The following is a 16,723-nucleotide window of genomic DNA, read 5'->3' on the forward strand; positions in this document are numbered from 1 at the left end:
GCACACACCGATCGGCTAAGCTCGCCTCCTGTAGCGGCGATGTGTCAGGAGTGTGTCGATGGAGTTCATGTGGTTTGCCTATCCACTGGTCAGTGCCTTGGTGTTGATTGTTATCGACCTGACCCTTTGGCAGTGGGTTGATCCTCGGCATGTGCGCTGGAAGATGGTGGTGCGACTCGGCCTGTTTTTGTTGTTCAGCATGGCGTTGCTGGATGCCGGGCTGAGTCCTCTGTTCCCGGTGCCGGACGCGGTACTGCCGCCGCGCCACACGTTGGCGACCATGCTGGCTATTGCCTGGTGGTTGTACGGCGCCCGAACTTTGACCGTATTGGCAGTGGTGGTGCTGGAGCCGCGGATCGGTGGCAAGGGGCATTTGCTGCAAGACCTGATGGGCGCGGTCATCTTTCTGGTTGCGGTCGTCGCGGCTGCCGCCTACATCCTTGATCTTCCGGTCAAAGGCTTGCTGGCGACGTCGGGCGCGGTGGCGATCATCCTCGGTCTGGCAGTGCAGAGCACCCTGGGCGACGTATTTTCAGGGATCGTGCTCAACGCGACCAAACCCTTTCGCGTCGATGACTGGATTCGCGTCGACGACATAGAAGGCAAGGTGATCGAGATTGATTGGCGCTCAACCCATTTGCTGACGTCCGAAGGCAGCATGGCGGTGATTCCCAACGCGATGGCGGCCAAGACCCGGATCGTCAATTTCAGCCGCCCCGATCATTTTCATTCCGTGACCCTGACCGTCGAGTTGCCGGTGCGCTTGCGCCCCAGCCTGGTGCTGGATTCGTTGGAAAAAGCCTTGCAGGGCTGCCGTGAGCTGCTGGTAAAACCCAAAGCCGGGGCCGTGGTCAAGGCGTCCGGTTTGCGCTCCGTGGAGTATGAAATCACCGGTTACGTCAAATCCAGGGATCGTCGCAGCGCGGTGAGTAACCAGCTCTATGATTTGATCTATCGCCAGTTGGCGGCGTCCGAAACCTTGCGACAGGACCAGGTCAAGCCTGCGACGCGGCAGTCGGCAGTGCTCAATACCGTGGGTGCGTTGCGCATGCTCGGCGATGAGGACCGTGCCGAACTCGAGCGCCATATGCACGTGGGGTCGTTCCCTGTCGGTGCGGTGATTCTTGCTCAGGGCGTCGTTCCCGATGCGCTGCTGATCATTGAGTCGGGGGTGGTGACGGCTGCCGTTGAACGGCCCGATGGCTGGTTCGAGGTCGGGCGTATGGGGCCGGGTGAACTGATAGGCGAAACCGGCATTGTCGATCAGTCGGTCAGCCTGGCGCGGTTCAGCGCGATGACCGACTGCATGGTCTATCGCATCGAAACCAAAGACCTCGAGCCCTGGCTTAACGAGCATGGCGAGTTGCGCGGCGCACTGGCAGGGTTGGCGCGCTTCCGTGCGCAGGCCCGGGCGACAATGATTCAGCTCAAACCGGTGGATGTCGGCCAGAACGGTTTCCTGCAATGGTTTCGCAAAAGTGTGACTCGATTCCAGCCCGGTAACAAGCGCGGGCCGACTGACAAACTCAGTTGAGTCGCCACAGCACAAACGTTTTCACGATGGGTGGGGACGACACCGAGTGCCTGGTGTCGCCTGCACCCTTGATTGGTCTTTAGCTGACCGCGGCCGAGGCTGTATCGCGAGAGACATACCGTTCCAGTTCGGAGATCCCGGTTGGCAGGTCCAGAGAAGCGCCGGCATGGCGCATGCTCGATCCCAGGGCGTGCAAGGTCCTGAACAGGTTGTGTACGCGACTTTGCTCACCCATCTGACCGATACGCACAATATTGAGGCCGAACGAACCGGAGATTTCGACACGGTGTACGGCTGTCATATGGCTTCTGACCAGGTCAGCGGAAACGCCCTTGGGAACATTGATGCCGATCACCGAGTTGAGGCGCACTTCTTCCGGGACCAGGAGTTCCAGGCCCATGGCTTCCATCCCTCTTTGCAGCGCTTTGGAACACAGCTCATGTCGGTGGAATCGACGCGGCAGGGTTTCTTCGCACACCAGGTGCAACGCTTCATGCAGCGCGAGAATGCCAGAGACCGGTGCGGTGTAGTGATAAGAACGCTGGTTCCAGAACTTGTCGGCCAACAGTGCGTCCAGGCACCAGTGGGCGATAGGCTGTTTACGCGCCTCGATTCGCGCCCATGCGTAATCGGAAAAAGCTAGAAGCGAAACACCTGGGATTGACGACAAGCCTTTTTGTCCGCCAGTGATGACCGCGTCGACTTGCCACTCATCCATGTCGAACGGCATGGTGCTCAAGGTGCAAACCGCATCGACAATCACTGCGCAGTCGTAGGAATGCGCCAGCCGCGAAATCGTTTCCAGATGGCGGTTATAAACGGTATTCGACGTCTCGCCCTGAACAATGGTCAGCGTCCGGAAATCGCCTTGCTTCAAATACTGCTCAACCACATCAGGGTCGGCCGCCTGATTGTCCGGGACCTCCATGATGGTGACTGCACCCCCGACACGCGACGCCATCTCGGCCATACGACGACTGAAGTAACCGTTGCAGATCGACAGGACCTTGCTGTCTGGGGTCACCAGGTTACAGATCGCCATTTCCATCGCCGCTGAACCGGGTCCGGCGACACCCAATACGTGCTTGGACGCCGTCTGAAAGACATAGGCGCCCATCTCCTTGACCTGGTCGATAACCTGATTCATCACATCGCCCAGGTGATTGATGACGATGGAGTTCGCATAGGCGACTTTGTGTGGCAGCGGCACGGGGCCCGCGCCCATCATCAGCAACGGTTCCTGAGGCAAAATTTGATCGAGCGCGATGATGGAAGCCGGAATTTTAATGTTCATGAACGTTCTTTATTGATCGATGAAATAGGGGCGCTACCTAAGCAACCGAGCGCTGTGTCAGACGCTGCCGAGCATACCTCAACGAGGGCCGTCAGTTCATGCCTAGGGCTCTGGGTGACAAGGAACAGCGCTTCGATTTGTGGTTAACTGGTTTATCCAAATCAGGGGGCAGTGGGTCACAATGGATTTTTATCACACTCAAGCACACAGCGGTTTATCGACACTGCACCCGGAGCGGCTTCGAGTCGGGGATGCGGTTGCGCTGGTATCGCCTGCCGGGCCGGTGGCTCAGGCGCGCGTCGAGGCAGCCGTCAAGGTCCTGACCGATTGGGGCCTGCGGCCACGCGTCTATCCCCATGCGCTGGATAAATACTCGTTCTACGCGGGCAGCGATGAGCAGCGTGCTGCGGACCTGAATGACGCGTTGGCCGATCCTGAGATTCGTGCAGTGATCTGCAATCGGGGTGGTTACGGTGTGCAACGCATCATTGAACACCTGGATTTCGAGGCGGTAAGGCGCGATCCCAAGCTGGTGCTGGGCTTTTCTGATATTACCGCCTTGCTTGCGGCGCTCTGGCGCAATGTGCGGGTGGCCAGCATCCATGGTCCGGTGGCCGCGCAGCTTGAGCGGGGTGGCCTGACGAATAGCAGCGTAAAACACACGTTGATGAGTGTCGAACCGGTGCTGATCAGGGCCGATCCTGCAGAGGCCACGGTGAGCGTGCGCAGCAACGGTGTTGCTCAAGGGATTCTGCTGGGCGGTAACCTGAGCATGCTCAGTACTTCCATTGGCACGTCGTTCATGCCTGACTTGAACGGCGCGATTCTGCTGATCGAGGATGTGGCCGAATCGGCGTACCGAGTTGATCGAATGCTCACGCATCTGCGCAATTGCGGCATCCTGCAGCGTCTGGCCGGGGTGGCGGTGGGGCAGTTCAGTGAACCTGCGGGCACTGTCGGGCAGATCAGCCTGGCGGACGTGCTCAACGAGCGTCTGGGTGACCTCGGGATTCCGCTGCTGGGTGGATTGTCCATCGGCCACGGAGATCCGAATATTGCAGTGCCCCTAGGCACTCAGGCCACCCTAGACGCAGATACGGGTACCTTGCTGGTTGAGCCGGCCTGCCGTTAAAAAGGCAGTGTGTGAGGTCGATGATCGTTGCCATTGGGTGAGTGCCTTGCCAAAAGGTGGCGATCAGTCGATAACATTCAGTTGCCAGCCGACACTTAGCATCCTAAAAACGACTTGCACGTAGCTTTTTGCCATTATTCAGGCGCCAAAGGGTTGTGCCGGATCGGGTCCATTGCGAATCTGCATAACTCTAGAATGGCTTAATGAATGGCCTGAACACCTTTTGGTATTCGAACGGGGATTGAGCGCTATGATTTCGGCCGTGCAAGCACGTTTTGCCAACCTCGGGATGGCGAAAAAACTGGGGGTCGGTTTCACCCTCGTATTGCTGCTGACTGCATTGGTCGCTGCGATCGGCGTTTGGTCACTGCAGAGCATCAGCCTGCGCTTCAATGACCTCAAGCAAATGTCGACCCTCAATAGCGGCCTGCTCAAAGTGCGTTTGCAAGAGCAGGATTATGCCCTGCACAGCGACCCGAAAGTGGTCGAGGATTTGCACGCTGGCGTCGACGCCTTGCAAGCGCTGGCTGAGCAGCTCAAGGGTCAGTCGGCCGCCAACCAGACCATGATGAGCCAGGTGCAGAGTGCGCTCACGGCTTACCGCAAATCCTTCGATCAATTTGTCGAGATCAGCCAGAGTAAGGACCTTTCGCTGGAAATGGCCAGTTGGTCGGTGTCCAGCGTTGCCAATAACCTCGACGTCCTGCAGGCCGGTTTGGCCGATGATGGCGCTTACGCCCTGAAAGACTCCCAAGGCCAGCAGGGTGCTGAGTTCATTACGCAAGCCAATCAGGTCAGCCAGGTTTCGCGGTTGATGTTGCAAGCGATGGACGAAGCACGGGTACGTTTGGACCAAAGCCGCAAACAAGGCACGGGCGAGACGCCCAAAGAAGGCAAGATCGAACAGGCTGATCAGGCCCTGGCGTTGGCCGAGCAGCTCAAAGGCGTGGTCAAAGACTCTGGTTACCTGACCGTGCTGGGAGAAGTCAGCACCCATATTGGCAACTTCACCGACAAACTCGCCGAGTACACCGGCCTGCTCGCTAACGAAGCGCAGGTCTACCAGCAGCTTGCCGACAACGCCAAGCAGGTGGTTCAGCGGGTCAATGAGGCTTATAGCGCCGAAGATCAGGCGATGCAGGCGGAGCTCAAAGCCAGCGCGTTGCTCATTATTGGCTCTTCAGTACTGGCGTTATTTGTCGGTTTTATCGCCTCATGGGTCATTACACGTCTGATTGTGGCACCGCTGCGTAGCGTGATCCGCATCGCGCAGCAGATTGCTTCCGGTGATTTGAGCGCCACGGTGGAGGTCAAACGGCGCGATGAAATCGGCCAATTGATGCTGGCCATGCAGCAGATGGGTGCGGATCTGAGCAGTATTGTCAGCGGTCTGCAGGCGGGTATCGAGCAATTGGCGACGTCGGCCCATTCGCTGTCGTCTGTCACCGAGCAGACCAACCTGGAGGTCAGCACCCAAAGGGAAGAAACCGAGCAAGTTGCCACAGCCATGAACCAGATGACGGCAACCGTGCATGACGTGGCACGCAACGCTGAAGAGGCTGCTCAGGCTGCACAGACTGCCGATGACAAGGTCGAGAGCGGTCAGAAGGTCGTCCGCCAGAGCATGCAGCGAATCGAAGAACTCGCCAGTTCAGCGAACTCCGCCAGCCATAGCATCGAGAACCTCAGCGCTGAGATCCAGAACATCGGCAAAGTGTTGGGTGTGATCAAAAGCGTCGCCGAGCAAACCAACCTGCTGGCGCTCAATGCCGCCATCGAGGCCGCGCGGGCCGGGGACCAGGGCCGTGGTTTTGCGGTGGTCGCTGATGAGGTGCGCGCCCTGGCCAAACGGACTCAGCAATCAACCGAAGAAATCGAGCGGTTGGTAGGCACCCTGCAAAGCGGGGCACAGTCGTCCGTGGCGCAGATCAAGAGCAGCGGTGAACTGGTGAAAATGGCCGTCAGCGACGCGCTGCAAACCGAAAGCGCCTTGGGCAGCATCGCTGCAGCAGTGTCCTTGATCCAGCAAATGAACCAGCAGATCGCCGCCGCTGCCGAGCAGCAAAGCTCAGTCGCTGAAGAGATCAATCGCAGCGTCACCAGCATCCGCGCCAGCGCCGATCAATCAGCCCTTGCGATGCAGGGGAATGCAGCGTCGAGTATCGAACTGGCGCAGTTGGGGGCTGAACTTAAAGGGATGGTCGGGCACTTCCGGCTTTAAATAGGGGCGCCTGGTCTGTCGCATTCGCGAATAAATTCGCTCCCACAAATTGGGAGCGAATTTATTCGCGAATGGCTTGATGCGGTCTATCTGACCCGCCGCATCAACCTTTGCGACTATTCAAGATCATCAACGTCAGCACCCCAGCCACAATCCCCCAGAACGCCGAGCCAATTGAGAACAGTGTCAGGCCTGAAGCAGTGACCATAAAGGTGATCAGTGCGGCCTCACGCTCCTTGGGTTCGTTCATGGCGACGGTCAGGCCATTCATGATCGAGCCAAACAGGGCCAGCGCGGCAATCGATAACACCAATTCTTTAGGCAAGGCCGCAAACAACGCCGCCACGGTCGCGCCAAAGACGCCAGCGATGCCATAAAAAACCCCGCACCAGACCGCAGCGGTGTAGCGTTTGTCACGGTCTTCGTGGGCATGCGGGCCAGTGCAGATGGCTGCGCTGATCGCGGCCAGGTTGATGCCGTGCGAGCCAAACGGCGCCAGTAGCAACGATGCAATGCCGGTGGCCGAGATCAGCGGCGAGGCTGGTACGGTGTAGCCATCGGCGCGTAGAACGGCGATGCCGGGCATGTTCTGCGAGGTCATTGCCACCACGAACAGCGGGATACCAATGCTGATGGTCGCCGCCAGCGAGAATGACGGTGTGGTCCACACCGGTGTCGCCACTTCCAGCGCAAAACCGCTGAAATCAAGAAGTCCCAGTAAACCCGATATCACCGTGCCGGCAATCAGCGCGGCGAGGACCGCGTAGCGCGGTGACACGCGTTTGATCAGCAGATAACAGAAGAACATGCTCAGTACCAGGCTGGTGCGATGTTGCGCGGCGACGAAAATTTCGCTGCCGATCTTGAACAAAATCCCCGCCAACAACGCCGCTGCCAGTGAGGCCGGTATGCGCTTGACCAGCCGCTCGAAACTGCCGGTAACGCCGCACAGAGTGACCAGCACGGCGCACGTGATGAAGGCACCGATGGCTTCGCCATACGACACGCCACCCAGGCTGGTGACTAATAGCGCGGCACCGGGCGTCGACCAGGCGACAGTGATGGGCGTGCGATAGCGCAGGGACAGTCCAATGCTGCAAACCGCCATACCGATGAACAGGGCCCAGATCCATGATGAAATCTGCGCACTGGTCAAGCCAGCGGCTTGCCCGGCCTGGAACATCAGGACCAATGAACTGGTGCAGCCGGTCATCATCGCGATGAAGCCCGCAACCACGGCAGAAGGGGAGCTGTCGGCCAATGGTCGCAGGCGGGTAGGGGTGATGGCGTCGGTCATGCGGGCTTTCCTTAACGGCGTCCGGTCGAGCCCTAAGCCTAAACGCAGTTGTTACCCGGTGTTGCGATACAGCAATCATCACAATTAGCCGTACAGTCCTGTCAAGCAAGTTTGACGTGTCCGGGCCTGGCGTCGTAGTTTCGTCTTGTAGGTAACGTCAGCCGGTGAAGCGGTGTGGGCAGTTCTTGGGTATGCAGTGGGGGGAGAAGTGCGATGTACACGGTTTATGGCGACTATAACTCGGGCAATTGCTACAAGATCAAGCTGATGCTCAGTTTGTTGGGTCTCGAGTACCAGTGGGTGGCAGTGGACATCCTTAATGGCGAAACCCAGACACCCGAGTTTTTGGCAAAGAATCCCAACGGCAAGATCCCGGTGTTGGAGCTTGAAGACGGCACCTGTCTGTGGGAGTCCAATGCGATCCTCAACTTCCTGGCCGACGGCAGCCAATACCTGCCCAGCGAACCGCGTCTGCGTACGCAGGTACTGCAGTGGCAGTTCTTCGAACAATACAGCCATGAACCCTGCATCGCGGTGGCCCGCTTCATCCAGTTTTACCTCGGGCTGCCGGAAGAGCGCATGGCGGAATACCGCTCTATGCATAAGGCAGGTTACCGGGCGCTCGCTGTCATGGAACAGCAACTCAAGCGCACGCCGTTTCTGGTAGGAGAAACCTTCTCCATCGCCGATATCGCACTTTACGCCTACACCCACGTCGCCCACCAAGGCGGCTTCGACCTTGCCCCGTACCCGGCGATCCAGCAATGGTTGGGGCGAGTGCTGGAACAACCGGGCTATATCGGAATGCTGGATTAATCCCACCCTGCGCGCACAAAAGCCGGTCGCTAACGAACGACCGGTTTTTTATGCCTGAAGTTTTCCGTGACGATATAAGCCTTTGTTCGTGCATCGACGTTGTTTTAGTCTGCGCGCCTGCTTGGCCTAGGCTGAATGTTATCTCTGGAGCAAGGAGTATCCACCATGCGTTATTTGATAAAGGTCGCAATGGCGATGGGTCTTGGGTGGGCGAGTGTGCAGGTTGCGTTGGCTGACGACTGCGATGCGGATCAGGCGGCCATGAATGCGTGTGCAGGCAATGACTTGTCCAGGCTTGATGCTGACCTGAACACGCAATATCAGGCGCAAATGACTTACTTGAAAGCGCCATCGCAAAAGCTGGCGCTCAAGGATGCGCAGCGCAAGTGGTTGGTGTTTCGTGATGCCGATTGTTTGTATCAGGTGGGTAAACCAGAGGATTCTGGCTCAATCTGGCCGCTGCTTCATTCCCAGTGCCTGGCTGCACATACCCAGCTGCGCGTGGAACAGTTGAAAGCCTACGTGGCCTGTCGGGCTGAAGGTTGCCCTGAGTGATCCTTCGCAGGTTAGCCTGCGAAGGAACCTGCGCGGTGCGTCTGGAGCCCCGATTTCAGGCCGCCGCGAAACGCTGCTGCAAATAGTCGATGATGACCTTGGATTCGTACATCCATACGGTCTTGCCGCTTTCTTCAATACGCAGACAAGGTACTTTGATCTTGCCGCCTTCGGTGAGCAGGGTCTGGCGATCGAGTTCGTTGTTTTTCGCGTCACGCAAGGCCACGGGAACGTTCAGGCGGCGCAAGGTGCGACGAGTCTTTACGCAGAACGGGCAGGCGTTGAACTGATACAAGGTCAGGTCCTGGGCCGAAAGAGCGACAGCAGCCTGGGCGGCAGGCGTGCGCTTTTTCTTGCTTGGGCGGGTCAGGAAATCAATGAAGATGATGAGTTGGCCCAGGCCAACCCTTAATGCTTTGATGAACACAGTGAAACCTCGCGATAGGGGATTAAACGGGCGTGAGGTTGCTCAGGCGCAACAGACAAAAATCTGCACGGCGCCTGAACAGCGGATCACTTGATCAAACTGAGAAACTCGCTGCGGGTCGCCGCGTTTTCACGGAACTCACCGAGCATCACCGAGGTGATCATCGACGAGTTCTGTTTCTCGACACCGCGCATCATCATGCACATGTGCTGGGCTTCGATGACGACTGCGACACCGAGCGCACCGGTCACTTGCTGAATCGCATCGGCGATCTGGCGGCTGAGGTTTTCCTGGATTTGCAGGCGGCGCGCGTACATGTCGACGATCCGTGCGACTTTCGACAGGCCGAGCACTTTACCGTTAGGGATATAAGCGACATGAGCCTTGCCGATAAATGGCAACAAATGGTGTTCGCACAACGAGTACAACTCGATGTCCTTGACCATGACCATTTCACTGTTGTCGGAGCTGAAGAGGGCGCCGTTGGTGACTTCTTCGAGATTTTGTTCATAGCCACGACATAGGTACTGCATGGCTTTGGCTGCACGTTTTGGCGTATCAAGCAGGCCTTCGCGGGACACGTCCTCGCCGAGTTGACCCAGTATCGCGGTGTAGTTCTGTTCCAGTGTCACAGAGGCTTATTCCATAAGGGTTTCAGAGTAGTACCGTCTCTGACCGTACCAAATGTGTACCAATCAGGCTTGTTTCGAGCTTTCCGAGTGCACGCCAGTCAGTGCTGGCGTTTATCCATCGGGCGTACGTGGATAGTAACATTTGCACGCTAGGGTCGAGCTGATTGGCGATGAACGCAGGATCCGTGCCTGCCATGAGGTACATGGTAGCGTAGGTGTGACGGCAGTTGTACTGTCGGCTCGATCCGAGCTTGCGCTTCACCTGTGCTGCCTGGACGAGACATACGGAGCTGCGAAGTTTTTAGTCGTAGGGAGTACAGAGGGGAATTTTAGGTAGCAACGCGTTGTTTGACTTTGGCACACCTCAGTAATGCGGGGAGGTCAGGCCGTGACGTAACCAGAATGTGCCGAGATCAGCGGGCACTCTCTTTTTTTTCCTGCTCATCGGAGTCAAAAAGGGTGGTGATCAAACGCTTGATATCGTGCTGAACCACCTCTGGCAAACTCTCCAGCTCGGTCAATACCTTGGCGTCCAACGCATTGATACTGTCGGCCGCCCTGACTTTCTTGACGCCGGTCACTACGAACAGTATGTCTACGCCGGCGGTTGCGACCAAAGACAGATAGGTCGCATTCGGAAAGCGTTTGCCCCTTTCGTACAAACCTTGTGCATTCGCTTCGATCCCACCAACAGCACCTAGGTCTGCCTGGGAAAGGCCCAGTCGTTTCCTCTCTTCTCTTAGTCGCAAGCCCATATCATTCATATGATCTCCCTCTTAAGCCGACGCATAGATCACTTAAGAGGGTAGCGCAAATCTCGGTGATGTACGCATTAGCTCATTTTTCAATAGTGGGGTTGTTTTCTTGGCGGGGACAGCAAATTTTGTGCGGTCTCTACCCTGATTTTACTGAGTGGCATGATTCGAATTCATGGGCTATTTGTATAGTTCGGCGCGGGGCCGGAGTGAGGAGAGAATCATGCATTTGGTTGTGGGGAGACCTTATCCCATGGACTACATCCATCCAAACGGAGAGCAAGCAAAGATCGATTTCATCTGGGGTGATCCAAAAAGCATGGCGCCTATCGGAATTACTATCTGGCTCGATGCTGGCAGTGAGAGGGTCAAGCTTGGCGAGGACATGGGCGAATGGAACACCTTTGACGAGGCACGGCGGCACGGCATAGCCCTGGCAACCAAATGGCTTGGCCGCCTGCATTGATTGCCGAGGAGGAAACGGCTTCTTTTCGCCCGGGTGCAATGTGTGGCTGCACTCACCTCGTATAAACGGGCGTGTCGATGTCAGCGGAGGGGACGAGTGGCAGATTTGGTAGTAGCCTCCACGTCATTACCCATAGGAGCCTTAAATGAAAATACGAATCAAGTCTGTTAGCCATAACCCTGACCTGGAACCTGAGATTTTCTCGGTTCTCCTGCTTCTTGATCCCGATGATGGCTACGAAGGGATCTTCATTGGGGAGACAACGGTGACCATCCCTTTTGACCGCGATCTAACATTTTCACAGATCGAGCAGAAGGCTATAGCGGAAGCCAAAAGGGTTATTTGAAATCAGCCCTGCGTGCATCAGCCATTATGAATGCGCTCGTTTCGCCCCCCTGATTATTCACGTGGCAAGCGAGCTCAACAGGTGAGAGAGGGTTAGACAGCCATACCCCTATAAGCCGCAGCGTGGCCGGCCGCAATGGTTGACCGGTCGTTAGAATACGCAACGAGGGCCAGTTGTCCGCCTATTAACGGGGCATATACGGTGGAGGTGGAGGTGGAGGTGGTGGCGGTGGTAAGTACATCTGTTGGCTGTGCCAATACATTTGGCCTGCGATGGGGACGTTGTTTCCTTTGGCGTACATGCACTGCTCGTAACTGATGTCATAACGCCTTTGTGCACCGTAACCGGCATACCCGGATTCATTCGCACCCACAGCGCTTCCTACGATCAAACCGGTGCCAGCTCCGACGGCTGTGCCTTCGCGACCCCCTAGTGCGGCACCGGCTGCGGCACCGATCACGGTCCCGACTACGCCACTTTCAACAGCGTTGTTGTTTGCCTGTTGGGCCGCACCACTGTTCAGATTGCTCGCGTATTGTCGGCACAGTGCATCGTCGGTTCTGAATTGTTCAAAGCTTTTACCGCTGCCCGGCATGACGGCAACGCTGGGTCCCGTCGGCGCCGAGGCGCAAGCGACCAGTATAAAGCTCGCAAAGAAAAGGAAATGTCTCAACACCCGTAACATCGCAGTGGCTCCTGTTCGACCAAGCCAACGTCGACCAACGTCATGCCAGGACGCTGGACGATGTCCCTGAAATCAGTTGCACGGTCAGCGTGTGGGGCCGGGCGGGGTTGCCGGAACGATGCGCCACGGTTCAGGGCACTGAGGTACATAGGGGTAGTAGCCCTTGGCTGAATTGCAGTAATACCAATTGGGCGCTGACTGAGCGCTGGGTGGGGCGCCCGCCTGCACCGCCGCCGGAGGCGATTGGATCACCACCGTGGACGGGCTGTCAGGGTAGTAATAAATAGGAGGATATTCGTAGACTGGGTAAGCAGGATAATAGTACGGCCCGCCGATGCGCGCCGCCTCCCAGCCTAGGCCCAAACCAAGACCTACGCCCCACCATGCCGGACCACCAAAACGCCAGCCACCGCCACCTCCATGGCCACCTCCGTGTGGCGCGGCGGCGGCGGATAGTGAAAGACTCGTGCCGATCAGGATCGCACTAATAAGAACGCAACGCTTTATCGAGTCGATGTTCATGATGTCTGCCAAAGAGAGTAATTAATACGGCTGTTCGCTTGCTGGGTCTTGGTTTTCTCCCATTTTGGGCCTCGACATGTGCATGTGTGTGCTCCAGCCAGCGTGACCGGAGGTTCTATGGTGCATCCCGCTCCAGAATAGGTCGAATATGGTTTTTTGATCGGTGCTTAAGGTGTCATAGAAAGTTTTGGTACGAACTTGAGCCGCTTCAAGGCGAGCCAAATGCGCCTGCATCCACTCGGTTTGTGCGCGCAAACGCTCTATGCCATGTGCCATTCTTTCCGGCGTTGTTTCGTCAGTCCGCGCTTTCGGCGTGCTTCCCTTTTCGTCACGTCCGAGTTTGTCTTTTTCCAGTTGCTGATTGGCATCCGCTATCACGCCAGTGGACCATGTCTCCCACGCGGGCATCTGCTCCGGGGTCAGATTCAGTTTGCCCTTGAGATGATCCAGAATCCGCTGTGTATGGTTGACCCAGTCGAAATTTGAACTGTGTTCAGCCATACCACCTGAGGGTGGCACTTCTGGGTTAGCAAAGACGCTGGCTGACGGCAACAGTAGAACGCTTGCAGCGATCAGCATGCATTGGCCGATCAGGCGTGTTTTTTTCATCTTCAGCTCCTGTCAACGTCATGAATTTCATGTTGAGCATAGGAGTCGTTTTCGGGGAAAATTTGATCTACATCAGAAAATAGACAGACAGATGGGCGAGCTGACAGACGGGTGGTGCGGACCTGAAAAATGCAAGCGCCCGGCGATCACCGTGGCAGTTCTCTGCGTTTTTTTTTGCATTTTGAATGCCAAGGTTTATGCTCGGCTTTCGCCAGAAAGGACTCGTCAAATGATTCAAGTCGGTGATCGCTTATAAAGAAGAGCGACTCGCATCAGGACTCAGCCAGCCTCAATTAGCAGCAGTTGGTCTCGTTAAACCAAACGCCCAGAGCCACTACGAATGTGGCAAGCGGATGCCAAAATCCGACTACTTGATAGAAATAGGCAAGATCGGGATCGATTTGCTTTACGTCGTTACAGGCAGGAGATATCAGTCAACGCTCGACGGCTTGACGACGGTCGAGCGGCAAATTATTCAGCTTTACAGATTATTGAGTGTTGCTGATCAAGAGATCGTTATCCGGATCGCGTCAAATCTGAAGCGGAGTATGTTCGCTGAAAAGACTGATCCCGATGACCCCTCCCAAAAAACGTATGCAATCACCGCTGACGTCGTTGGACGTTCATGTTGACGTTTCCCATTATCACGGTGGTGAGCATTTCGCTTGGTCATGGCAGCAGTTCGGATGCGCGATGAATGGAGTACAGGCGTGCTTGAGTGTCACCGACTTTCAACTCCGTCACCTTGGTCCAGTTGTCAGGTATGGAAGAGAAATCATCCGGCGGCTCGCTGTTACTGATCAACCACACTCGAGCTGAGCCCGCAGGCAATGCGTCAAGGCTGTCGAGGTAAATCTTGTCGGCATGCTGGTCGACCAGCGTGCCGAAGCCGTAATTGTTTGGGCGTCCCGAAGTGCCATTGGCCAGTTTCGGTGTGTAGAGCAGCGGCTCAGACCCGGTCCTGTTGTAATAGACATAACTGAAATACCAGAACAAGTCGCTGACAACGATACGATCATTGGCGGCATAGTGCTGATTGACATAGCTGACCAGCGTGTCGAACTGTTTGTCATCCACGCTGTAGTCGTTATTCAAGCCGACCAGCTCTACGCCTATGACGCCCACCAGCATGGCGATGGCCACATAGCGGAAATGGCGCTCAAGTTTGTCGATTGCAATGGCCAGAACCATCGGCAAACCCAGGGCAGAGAACATCAGATAGCGTTCGACCAGCAGTGGCGCTGCAAATGAGACCAGAAAAATAATGACCAGAGGAAGAAAGGTATAGGTCACTAATAAAACATGAAATTTATAGGGGGCTCGGTCACGTAGGGCAACCGTCCCGGCGACCAGCGCTATCGCTAGAGGGAGTGCGGCATAGAGCGGCCAGGCAAGGTTTAAACCATCCGTCAGGATCAAATACTGCCAGATAGCCGAGGGCAGAGAATAAAGCGTAACGGGTGGTACCCAGCCAACGTCGCCCCCTACCTTGAGCTGGTCAAGGTGCTGCAACTGGTCGATCAGGCTAGGAATCCACGGGGCATACAACAACACAATGAGGGCGTTGGCGATCCACCATGCGGGGCGCGTGATGAGGCGGTGCCGTTCATTCCGTATAACAAGCAGATAGAACCAGTGCGACAGTACACAAAGGCTCGTGAAGTAGTGGGTATAGAAGCTTGCCGCCATTAATAGAACATAGATGACGAGGTACCGGTGACGGTCTGGGTTTTTTACCCAATAGACAAGCGCGATGGTTGCGCCAATCAGCCATAACCCCATGAGGGAGTACATTCGTACTTCCTGGCTGTAACGCACTGCAATGGGCAGCAAGGCCAGCAAGACCCCCGCCAGGACCGCCGCTCGACGTGTTGCGGTCAAGTGAACCAGCCACATTCCTAGGGCCACCGTAATAATGCCCGGCAGCACGCTCATTGCCCGGATCGAGAATATACCGTTCCCGAATACCCCCATCCAGACATGCAAGAGGAGGTAGTAAAGAGGTGGGTGTACATCGTGGGCACTGTGAAACCAGATGAGCGCCGGTGAGTACTGGCTCATTAGCAAGCTGGAGCCTTCGTCGCACCAAATCGCTGTTGTGGTTGAGCCATAGAAGCGCACCAGCGCCGCCAGCATCACGATTGGCAAAAGCCAATACTGACGGGCCCATAGGGCAATACGGTGAATCTTCAGTGTGGGGATACGCTCGAGAGCCTCGCCAACTTCATGATTTTGTTGAAAATTCATGCCCCACTCCGCTCCGTGCCATCAAGATGGTGGTTGCCAAGATCCCAACTACAAGTGTTTGAATTATACATCTGCTGCCTTGAATTGCCCGGAGGGCGAGCCTCGCGTGGTGGTATGGGGTGTTGCCAGTTACGTCGTACTGCTGAAACCGATAAATTGAGGGAACTGTCGGCCAAGGCAGGTGGAGCCAACGAGACCCTCGATGGGGCACATAATAGCGTACGAGTGCAGGCAGGTGTATGGCTGCGGACCTTCAAGCAGGCACGTGGTGGGGAATGCATGGGGTTCAGGGCCGCAAATACAGGTCTTTACCTAACCTTTACAATTGTCGGTTGGCGATTTGCATGCGGCTGATGTCTGAAGTATTAGGTAACAAACACCTGTCGTGAAGAGAGTGAATATGATGGTAAGTCGAATAGTGAAAATGGCGATTGTGGTTGCGGTATTGTCGTCCATGTCAGGCTGTTTCTTTGGACCTTGGCATGATGGTCGTGGGCATGATCATCGCTACTATCAGGGTGATCGGCGCTGATCGGATCCGATTCAGTCAGGCTTTGATGCGTGAGGAGCCTGACTGGCCCGAAATTATTGAAGGCGGCGACTCAAGGGGTTACTCGTCGCGGCCTTCCATCATTGTTCGTTTGAGTATGACGTAGACGGCGCCCGCTCCACCGTGTTTAGCCAGGCATGAAGTGAAGCCAAGCACTTGCGAATGCTGGCGCAGCCATGTGTTGACATGGCTCTTTATCATTGGGCGTTTACCGTCCAGGCGCACCGACTTGCCATGAGTCACGCGCACGCAACGAATTTCCAGCTTGGTCGCTTCGGCCAAAAACTCCCAAAGCGTTTCCCGCGCCACTTCCACGCTCATGCCATGCAGGTCCAGGCCGCCCTCGAAGCTGATCTGCCCGAGTTTAAGCTTACGCATCTGACCTTCCTGAACACCATCGCGGGCCCAGCTCAGCACGTCCTCCGGGCCGACGTCGATCACGAATTGGTCGGACAGGCCATCGACGGTCACAGAGTCAGTGCGCAGCGTTGCGGCCTGGCGCAGTTTAGCCAGATGCTTGCGGTCGGCTTTGGGTTTACCAATGTCGGCGTGATCGTGTTTGATCGGCTTTACGCCGCGGATCTCGTTTTTAAACAGGGAAAAATCGTCGTCTTGCATCTAAGCCTCCGCGCAGG

General features: G+C 56.3%; 17 protein-coding genes and 1 pseudogene. 9 read left to right on the top strand and 9 right to left on the bottom strand.

Features of this window, described 5'->3' with window-relative positions:
• The first annotated feature begins 58 nt into the window (after window positions 1-58).
• Window positions 59-1,534 (top strand): mechanosensitive ion channel domain-containing protein, encoded by a 1,476-nt coding sequence (locus tag AC1ME2_RS23345; RefSeq protein ID WP_480437147.1) that lies wholly within the window; start codon window positions 59-61, stop codon window positions 1,532-1,534.
• A gap of 79 nt (window positions 1,535-1,613) precedes the next feature.
• Here AC1ME2_RS23345 and AC1ME2_RS23350 read toward each other — a convergent pair whose 3' ends face one another.
• Window positions 1,614-2,828, bottom strand: coding sequence for a pyridoxal-phosphate-dependent aminotransferase family protein (locus AC1ME2_RS23350; RefSeq protein ID WP_480437150.1), 1,215 nt, complete (start codon window positions 2,826-2,828; stop codon window positions 1,614-1,616).
• A 181-nt stretch (window positions 2,829-3,009) separates the two neighbouring features.
• Between AC1ME2_RS23350 and AC1ME2_RS23355 the strand changes: the two genes are divergently transcribed.
• The 3 genes and pseudogenes from AC1ME2_RS23355 to AC1ME2_RS23365 all read left to right on the top strand — a co-directional run bounded on the left by AC1ME2_RS23355 (window position 3,010) and on the right by AC1ME2_RS23365 (window position 6,181).
• Window positions 3,010-3,960 carry a S66 peptidase family protein gene (locus tag AC1ME2_RS23355; protein WP_480437151.1) on the top strand — a complete coding sequence of 317 codons (951 nt, stop codon included), beginning with the start codon at window positions 3,010-3,012 and terminating at the stop codon, window positions 3,958-3,960.
• A 1,135-nt stretch (window positions 3,961-5,095) separates the two neighbouring features.
• Window positions 5,096-5,320 (top strand): annotated as a pseudogene (locus AC1ME2_RS23360) (HAMP domain-containing protein); the annotation flags it as partial.
• Complete coding sequence (locus tag AC1ME2_RS23365) at window positions 5,318-6,181, top strand: methyl-accepting chemotaxis protein (RefSeq protein WP_480442302.1); 864 nt, start codon at window positions 5,318-5,320, stop codon at window positions 6,179-6,181. The pseudogene AC1ME2_RS23360 and the gene AC1ME2_RS23365, both read left to right, overlap by 3 nt.
• 103 nt (window positions 6,182-6,284) lie before the next feature.
• Here the strand turns inward: AC1ME2_RS23365 and AC1ME2_RS23370 are convergent, their stop codons facing one another.
• On the bottom strand, window positions 6,285-7,478 hold the full coding sequence (locus AC1ME2_RS23370; RefSeq protein ID WP_480437153.1) for a benzoate/H(+) symporter BenE family transporter: 1,194 nt from the start codon (window positions 7,476-7,478) through the stop codon (window positions 6,285-6,287).
• A 213-nt stretch (window positions 7,479-7,691) separates the two neighbouring features.
• Here AC1ME2_RS23370 and AC1ME2_RS23375 point away from each other — a divergent pair, with 213 nt between their 5' ends.
• Window positions 7,692-8,294: a glutathione S-transferase family protein gene (locus AC1ME2_RS23375; protein WP_480437155.1), complete on the top strand. Its 603-nt coding sequence runs from the start codon at window positions 7,692-7,694 to the stop codon at window positions 8,292-8,294.
• A gap of 189 nt (window positions 8,295-8,483) precedes the next feature.
• On the top strand, window positions 8,484-8,849 hold the full coding sequence (locus AC1ME2_RS23380) for a lysozyme inhibitor LprI family protein (protein ID WP_480442304.1): 366 nt from the start codon (window positions 8,484-8,486) through the stop codon (window positions 8,847-8,849).
• Between the two features lie 55 nt (window positions 8,850-8,904).
• On the opposite strand, the gene AC1ME2_RS23385 is transcribed toward AC1ME2_RS23380, so the two are convergent.
• The 3 genes from AC1ME2_RS23385 to AC1ME2_RS23395 form a co-directional block, all read right to left on the bottom strand.
• Complete coding sequence (locus AC1ME2_RS23385) at window positions 8,905-9,276, bottom strand: glutathione S-transferase N-terminal domain-containing protein (protein ID WP_480437158.1); 372 nt, start codon at window positions 9,274-9,276, stop codon at window positions 8,905-8,907.
• An 86-nt stretch (window positions 9,277-9,362) separates the two neighbouring features.
• The gene (gene folE, locus AC1ME2_RS23390; RefSeq protein ID WP_480437160.1) at window positions 9,363-9,908 is read right to left on the bottom strand and encodes a GTP cyclohydrolase I FolE; all 546 of its coding nucleotides are present in this window, start codon (window positions 9,906-9,908) and stop codon (window positions 9,363-9,365) included.
• 413 nt (window positions 9,909-10,321) lie between these two features.
• Window positions 10,322-10,672: a helix-turn-helix domain-containing protein gene (locus tag AC1ME2_RS23395; protein ID WP_480437162.1), complete on the bottom strand. Its 351-nt coding sequence runs from the start codon at window positions 10,670-10,672 to the stop codon at window positions 10,322-10,324.
• 214 nt (window positions 10,673-10,886) lie between these two features.
• Between AC1ME2_RS23395 and AC1ME2_RS23400 the strand changes: the two genes are divergently transcribed.
• Both AC1ME2_RS23400 and AC1ME2_RS23405 read left to right on the top strand, forming a co-directional pair.
• A complete protein-coding gene (locus AC1ME2_RS23400; protein WP_480437164.1) occupies window positions 10,887-11,129 on the top strand; it encodes a hypothetical protein in 243 nt (80 codons plus the stop codon).
• Between the two features lie 145 nt (window positions 11,130-11,274).
• Window positions 11,275-11,475 carry a hypothetical protein gene (locus AC1ME2_RS23405; protein WP_480437166.1) on the top strand — a complete coding sequence of 67 codons (201 nt, stop codon included), beginning with the start codon at window positions 11,275-11,277 and terminating at the stop codon, window positions 11,473-11,475.
• A gap of 184 nt (window positions 11,476-11,659) precedes the next feature.
• Here AC1ME2_RS23405 and AC1ME2_RS23410 read toward each other — a convergent pair whose 3' ends face one another.
• Together AC1ME2_RS23410 and AC1ME2_RS23415 are read right to left on the bottom strand one after the other, a co-directional pair.
• On the bottom strand, window positions 11,660-12,160 hold the full coding sequence (locus tag AC1ME2_RS23410) for a YMGG-like glycine zipper-containing protein (protein ID WP_480437169.1): 501 nt from the start codon (window positions 12,158-12,160) through the stop codon (window positions 11,660-11,662).
• 543 nt (window positions 12,161-12,703) lie between these two features.
• On the bottom strand, window positions 12,704-13,291 hold the full coding sequence (locus tag AC1ME2_RS23415; RefSeq protein ID WP_480437171.1) for a Spy/CpxP family protein refolding chaperone: 588 nt from the start codon (window positions 13,289-13,291) through the stop codon (window positions 12,704-12,706).
• 242 nt (window positions 13,292-13,533) lie between these two features.
• Between AC1ME2_RS23415 and AC1ME2_RS23420 the strand changes: the two genes are divergently transcribed.
• Window positions 13,534-13,923, top strand: a complete 390-nt coding sequence (locus tag AC1ME2_RS23420) for a helix-turn-helix domain-containing protein (protein ID WP_480437173.1) — start codon at window positions 13,534-13,536, stop codon at window positions 13,921-13,923.
• Between the two features lie 37 nt (window positions 13,924-13,960).
• Here the strand turns inward: AC1ME2_RS23420 and AC1ME2_RS23425 are convergent, their stop codons facing one another.
• Window positions 13,961-15,538, bottom strand: coding sequence for a glycosyltransferase family 39 protein (locus tag AC1ME2_RS23425; protein WP_480437176.1), 1,578 nt, complete (start codon window positions 15,536-15,538; stop codon window positions 13,961-13,963).
• Between the two features lie 610 nt (window positions 15,539-16,148).
• Window positions 16,149-16,706, bottom strand: a complete 558-nt coding sequence (locus AC1ME2_RS23430; protein ID WP_480437178.1) for a Smr/MutS family protein — start codon at window positions 16,704-16,706, stop codon at window positions 16,149-16,151.
• Window positions 16,707-16,723 lie beyond the last annotated feature (17 nt).

Source organism: Pseudomonas sp. ASL9, from assembly GCF_056680335.1.

Coding starts and splice junctions, on each gene's coding strand:
- AC1ME2_RS23375 (WP_480437155.1), top strand. CDS start 7,692: ATGTACACGGTTTATGGCGACTATAACTCGGGCAATTGCTACAAGATC.
- AC1ME2_RS23350 (WP_480437150.1), bottom strand. CDS start 2,828: ATGAACATTAAAATTCCGGCTTCCATCATCGCGCTCGATCAAATTTTG.
- AC1ME2_RS23365 (WP_480442302.1), top strand. CDS start 5,318: ATGGGTGCGGATCTGAGCAGTATTGTCAGCGGTCTGCAGGCGGGTATC.
- AC1ME2_RS23380 (WP_480442304.1), top strand. CDS start 8,484: ATGGCGATGGGTCTTGGGTGGGCGAGTGTGCAGGTTGCGTTGGCTGAC.
- AC1ME2_RS23355 (WP_480437151.1), top strand. CDS start 3,010: ATGGATTTTTATCACACTCAAGCACACAGCGGTTTATCGACACTGCAC.
- AC1ME2_RS23415 (WP_480437171.1), bottom strand. CDS start 13,291: ATGAAAAAAACACGCCTGATCGGCCAATGCATGCTGATCGCTGCAAGC.
- AC1ME2_RS23410 (WP_480437169.1), bottom strand. CDS start 12,160: ATGTTACGGGTGTTGAGACATTTCCTTTTCTTTGCGAGCTTTATACTG.
- AC1ME2_RS23345 (WP_480437147.1), top strand. CDS start 59: ATGGAGTTCATGTGGTTTGCCTATCCACTGGTCAGTGCCTTGGTGTTG.
- AC1ME2_RS23405 (WP_480437166.1), top strand. CDS start 11,275: ATGAAAATACGAATCAAGTCTGTTAGCCATAACCCTGACCTGGAACCT.
- AC1ME2_RS23395 (WP_480437162.1), bottom strand. CDS start 10,672: ATGAATGATATGGGCTTGCGACTAAGAGAAGAGAGGAAACGACTGGGC.
- AC1ME2_RS23430 (WP_480437178.1), bottom strand. CDS start 16,706: ATGCAAGACGACGATTTTTCCCTGTTTAAAAACGAGATCCGCGGCGTA.
- AC1ME2_RS23370 (WP_480437153.1), bottom strand. CDS start 7,478: ATGACCGACGCCATCACCCCTACCCGCCTGCGACCATTGGCCGACAGC.
- AC1ME2_RS23425 (WP_480437176.1), bottom strand. CDS start 15,538: ATGAATTTTCAACAAAATCATGAAGTTGGCGAGGCTCTCGAGCGTATC.
- AC1ME2_RS23400 (WP_480437164.1), top strand. CDS start 10,887: ATGCATTTGGTTGTGGGGAGACCTTATCCCATGGACTACATCCATCCA.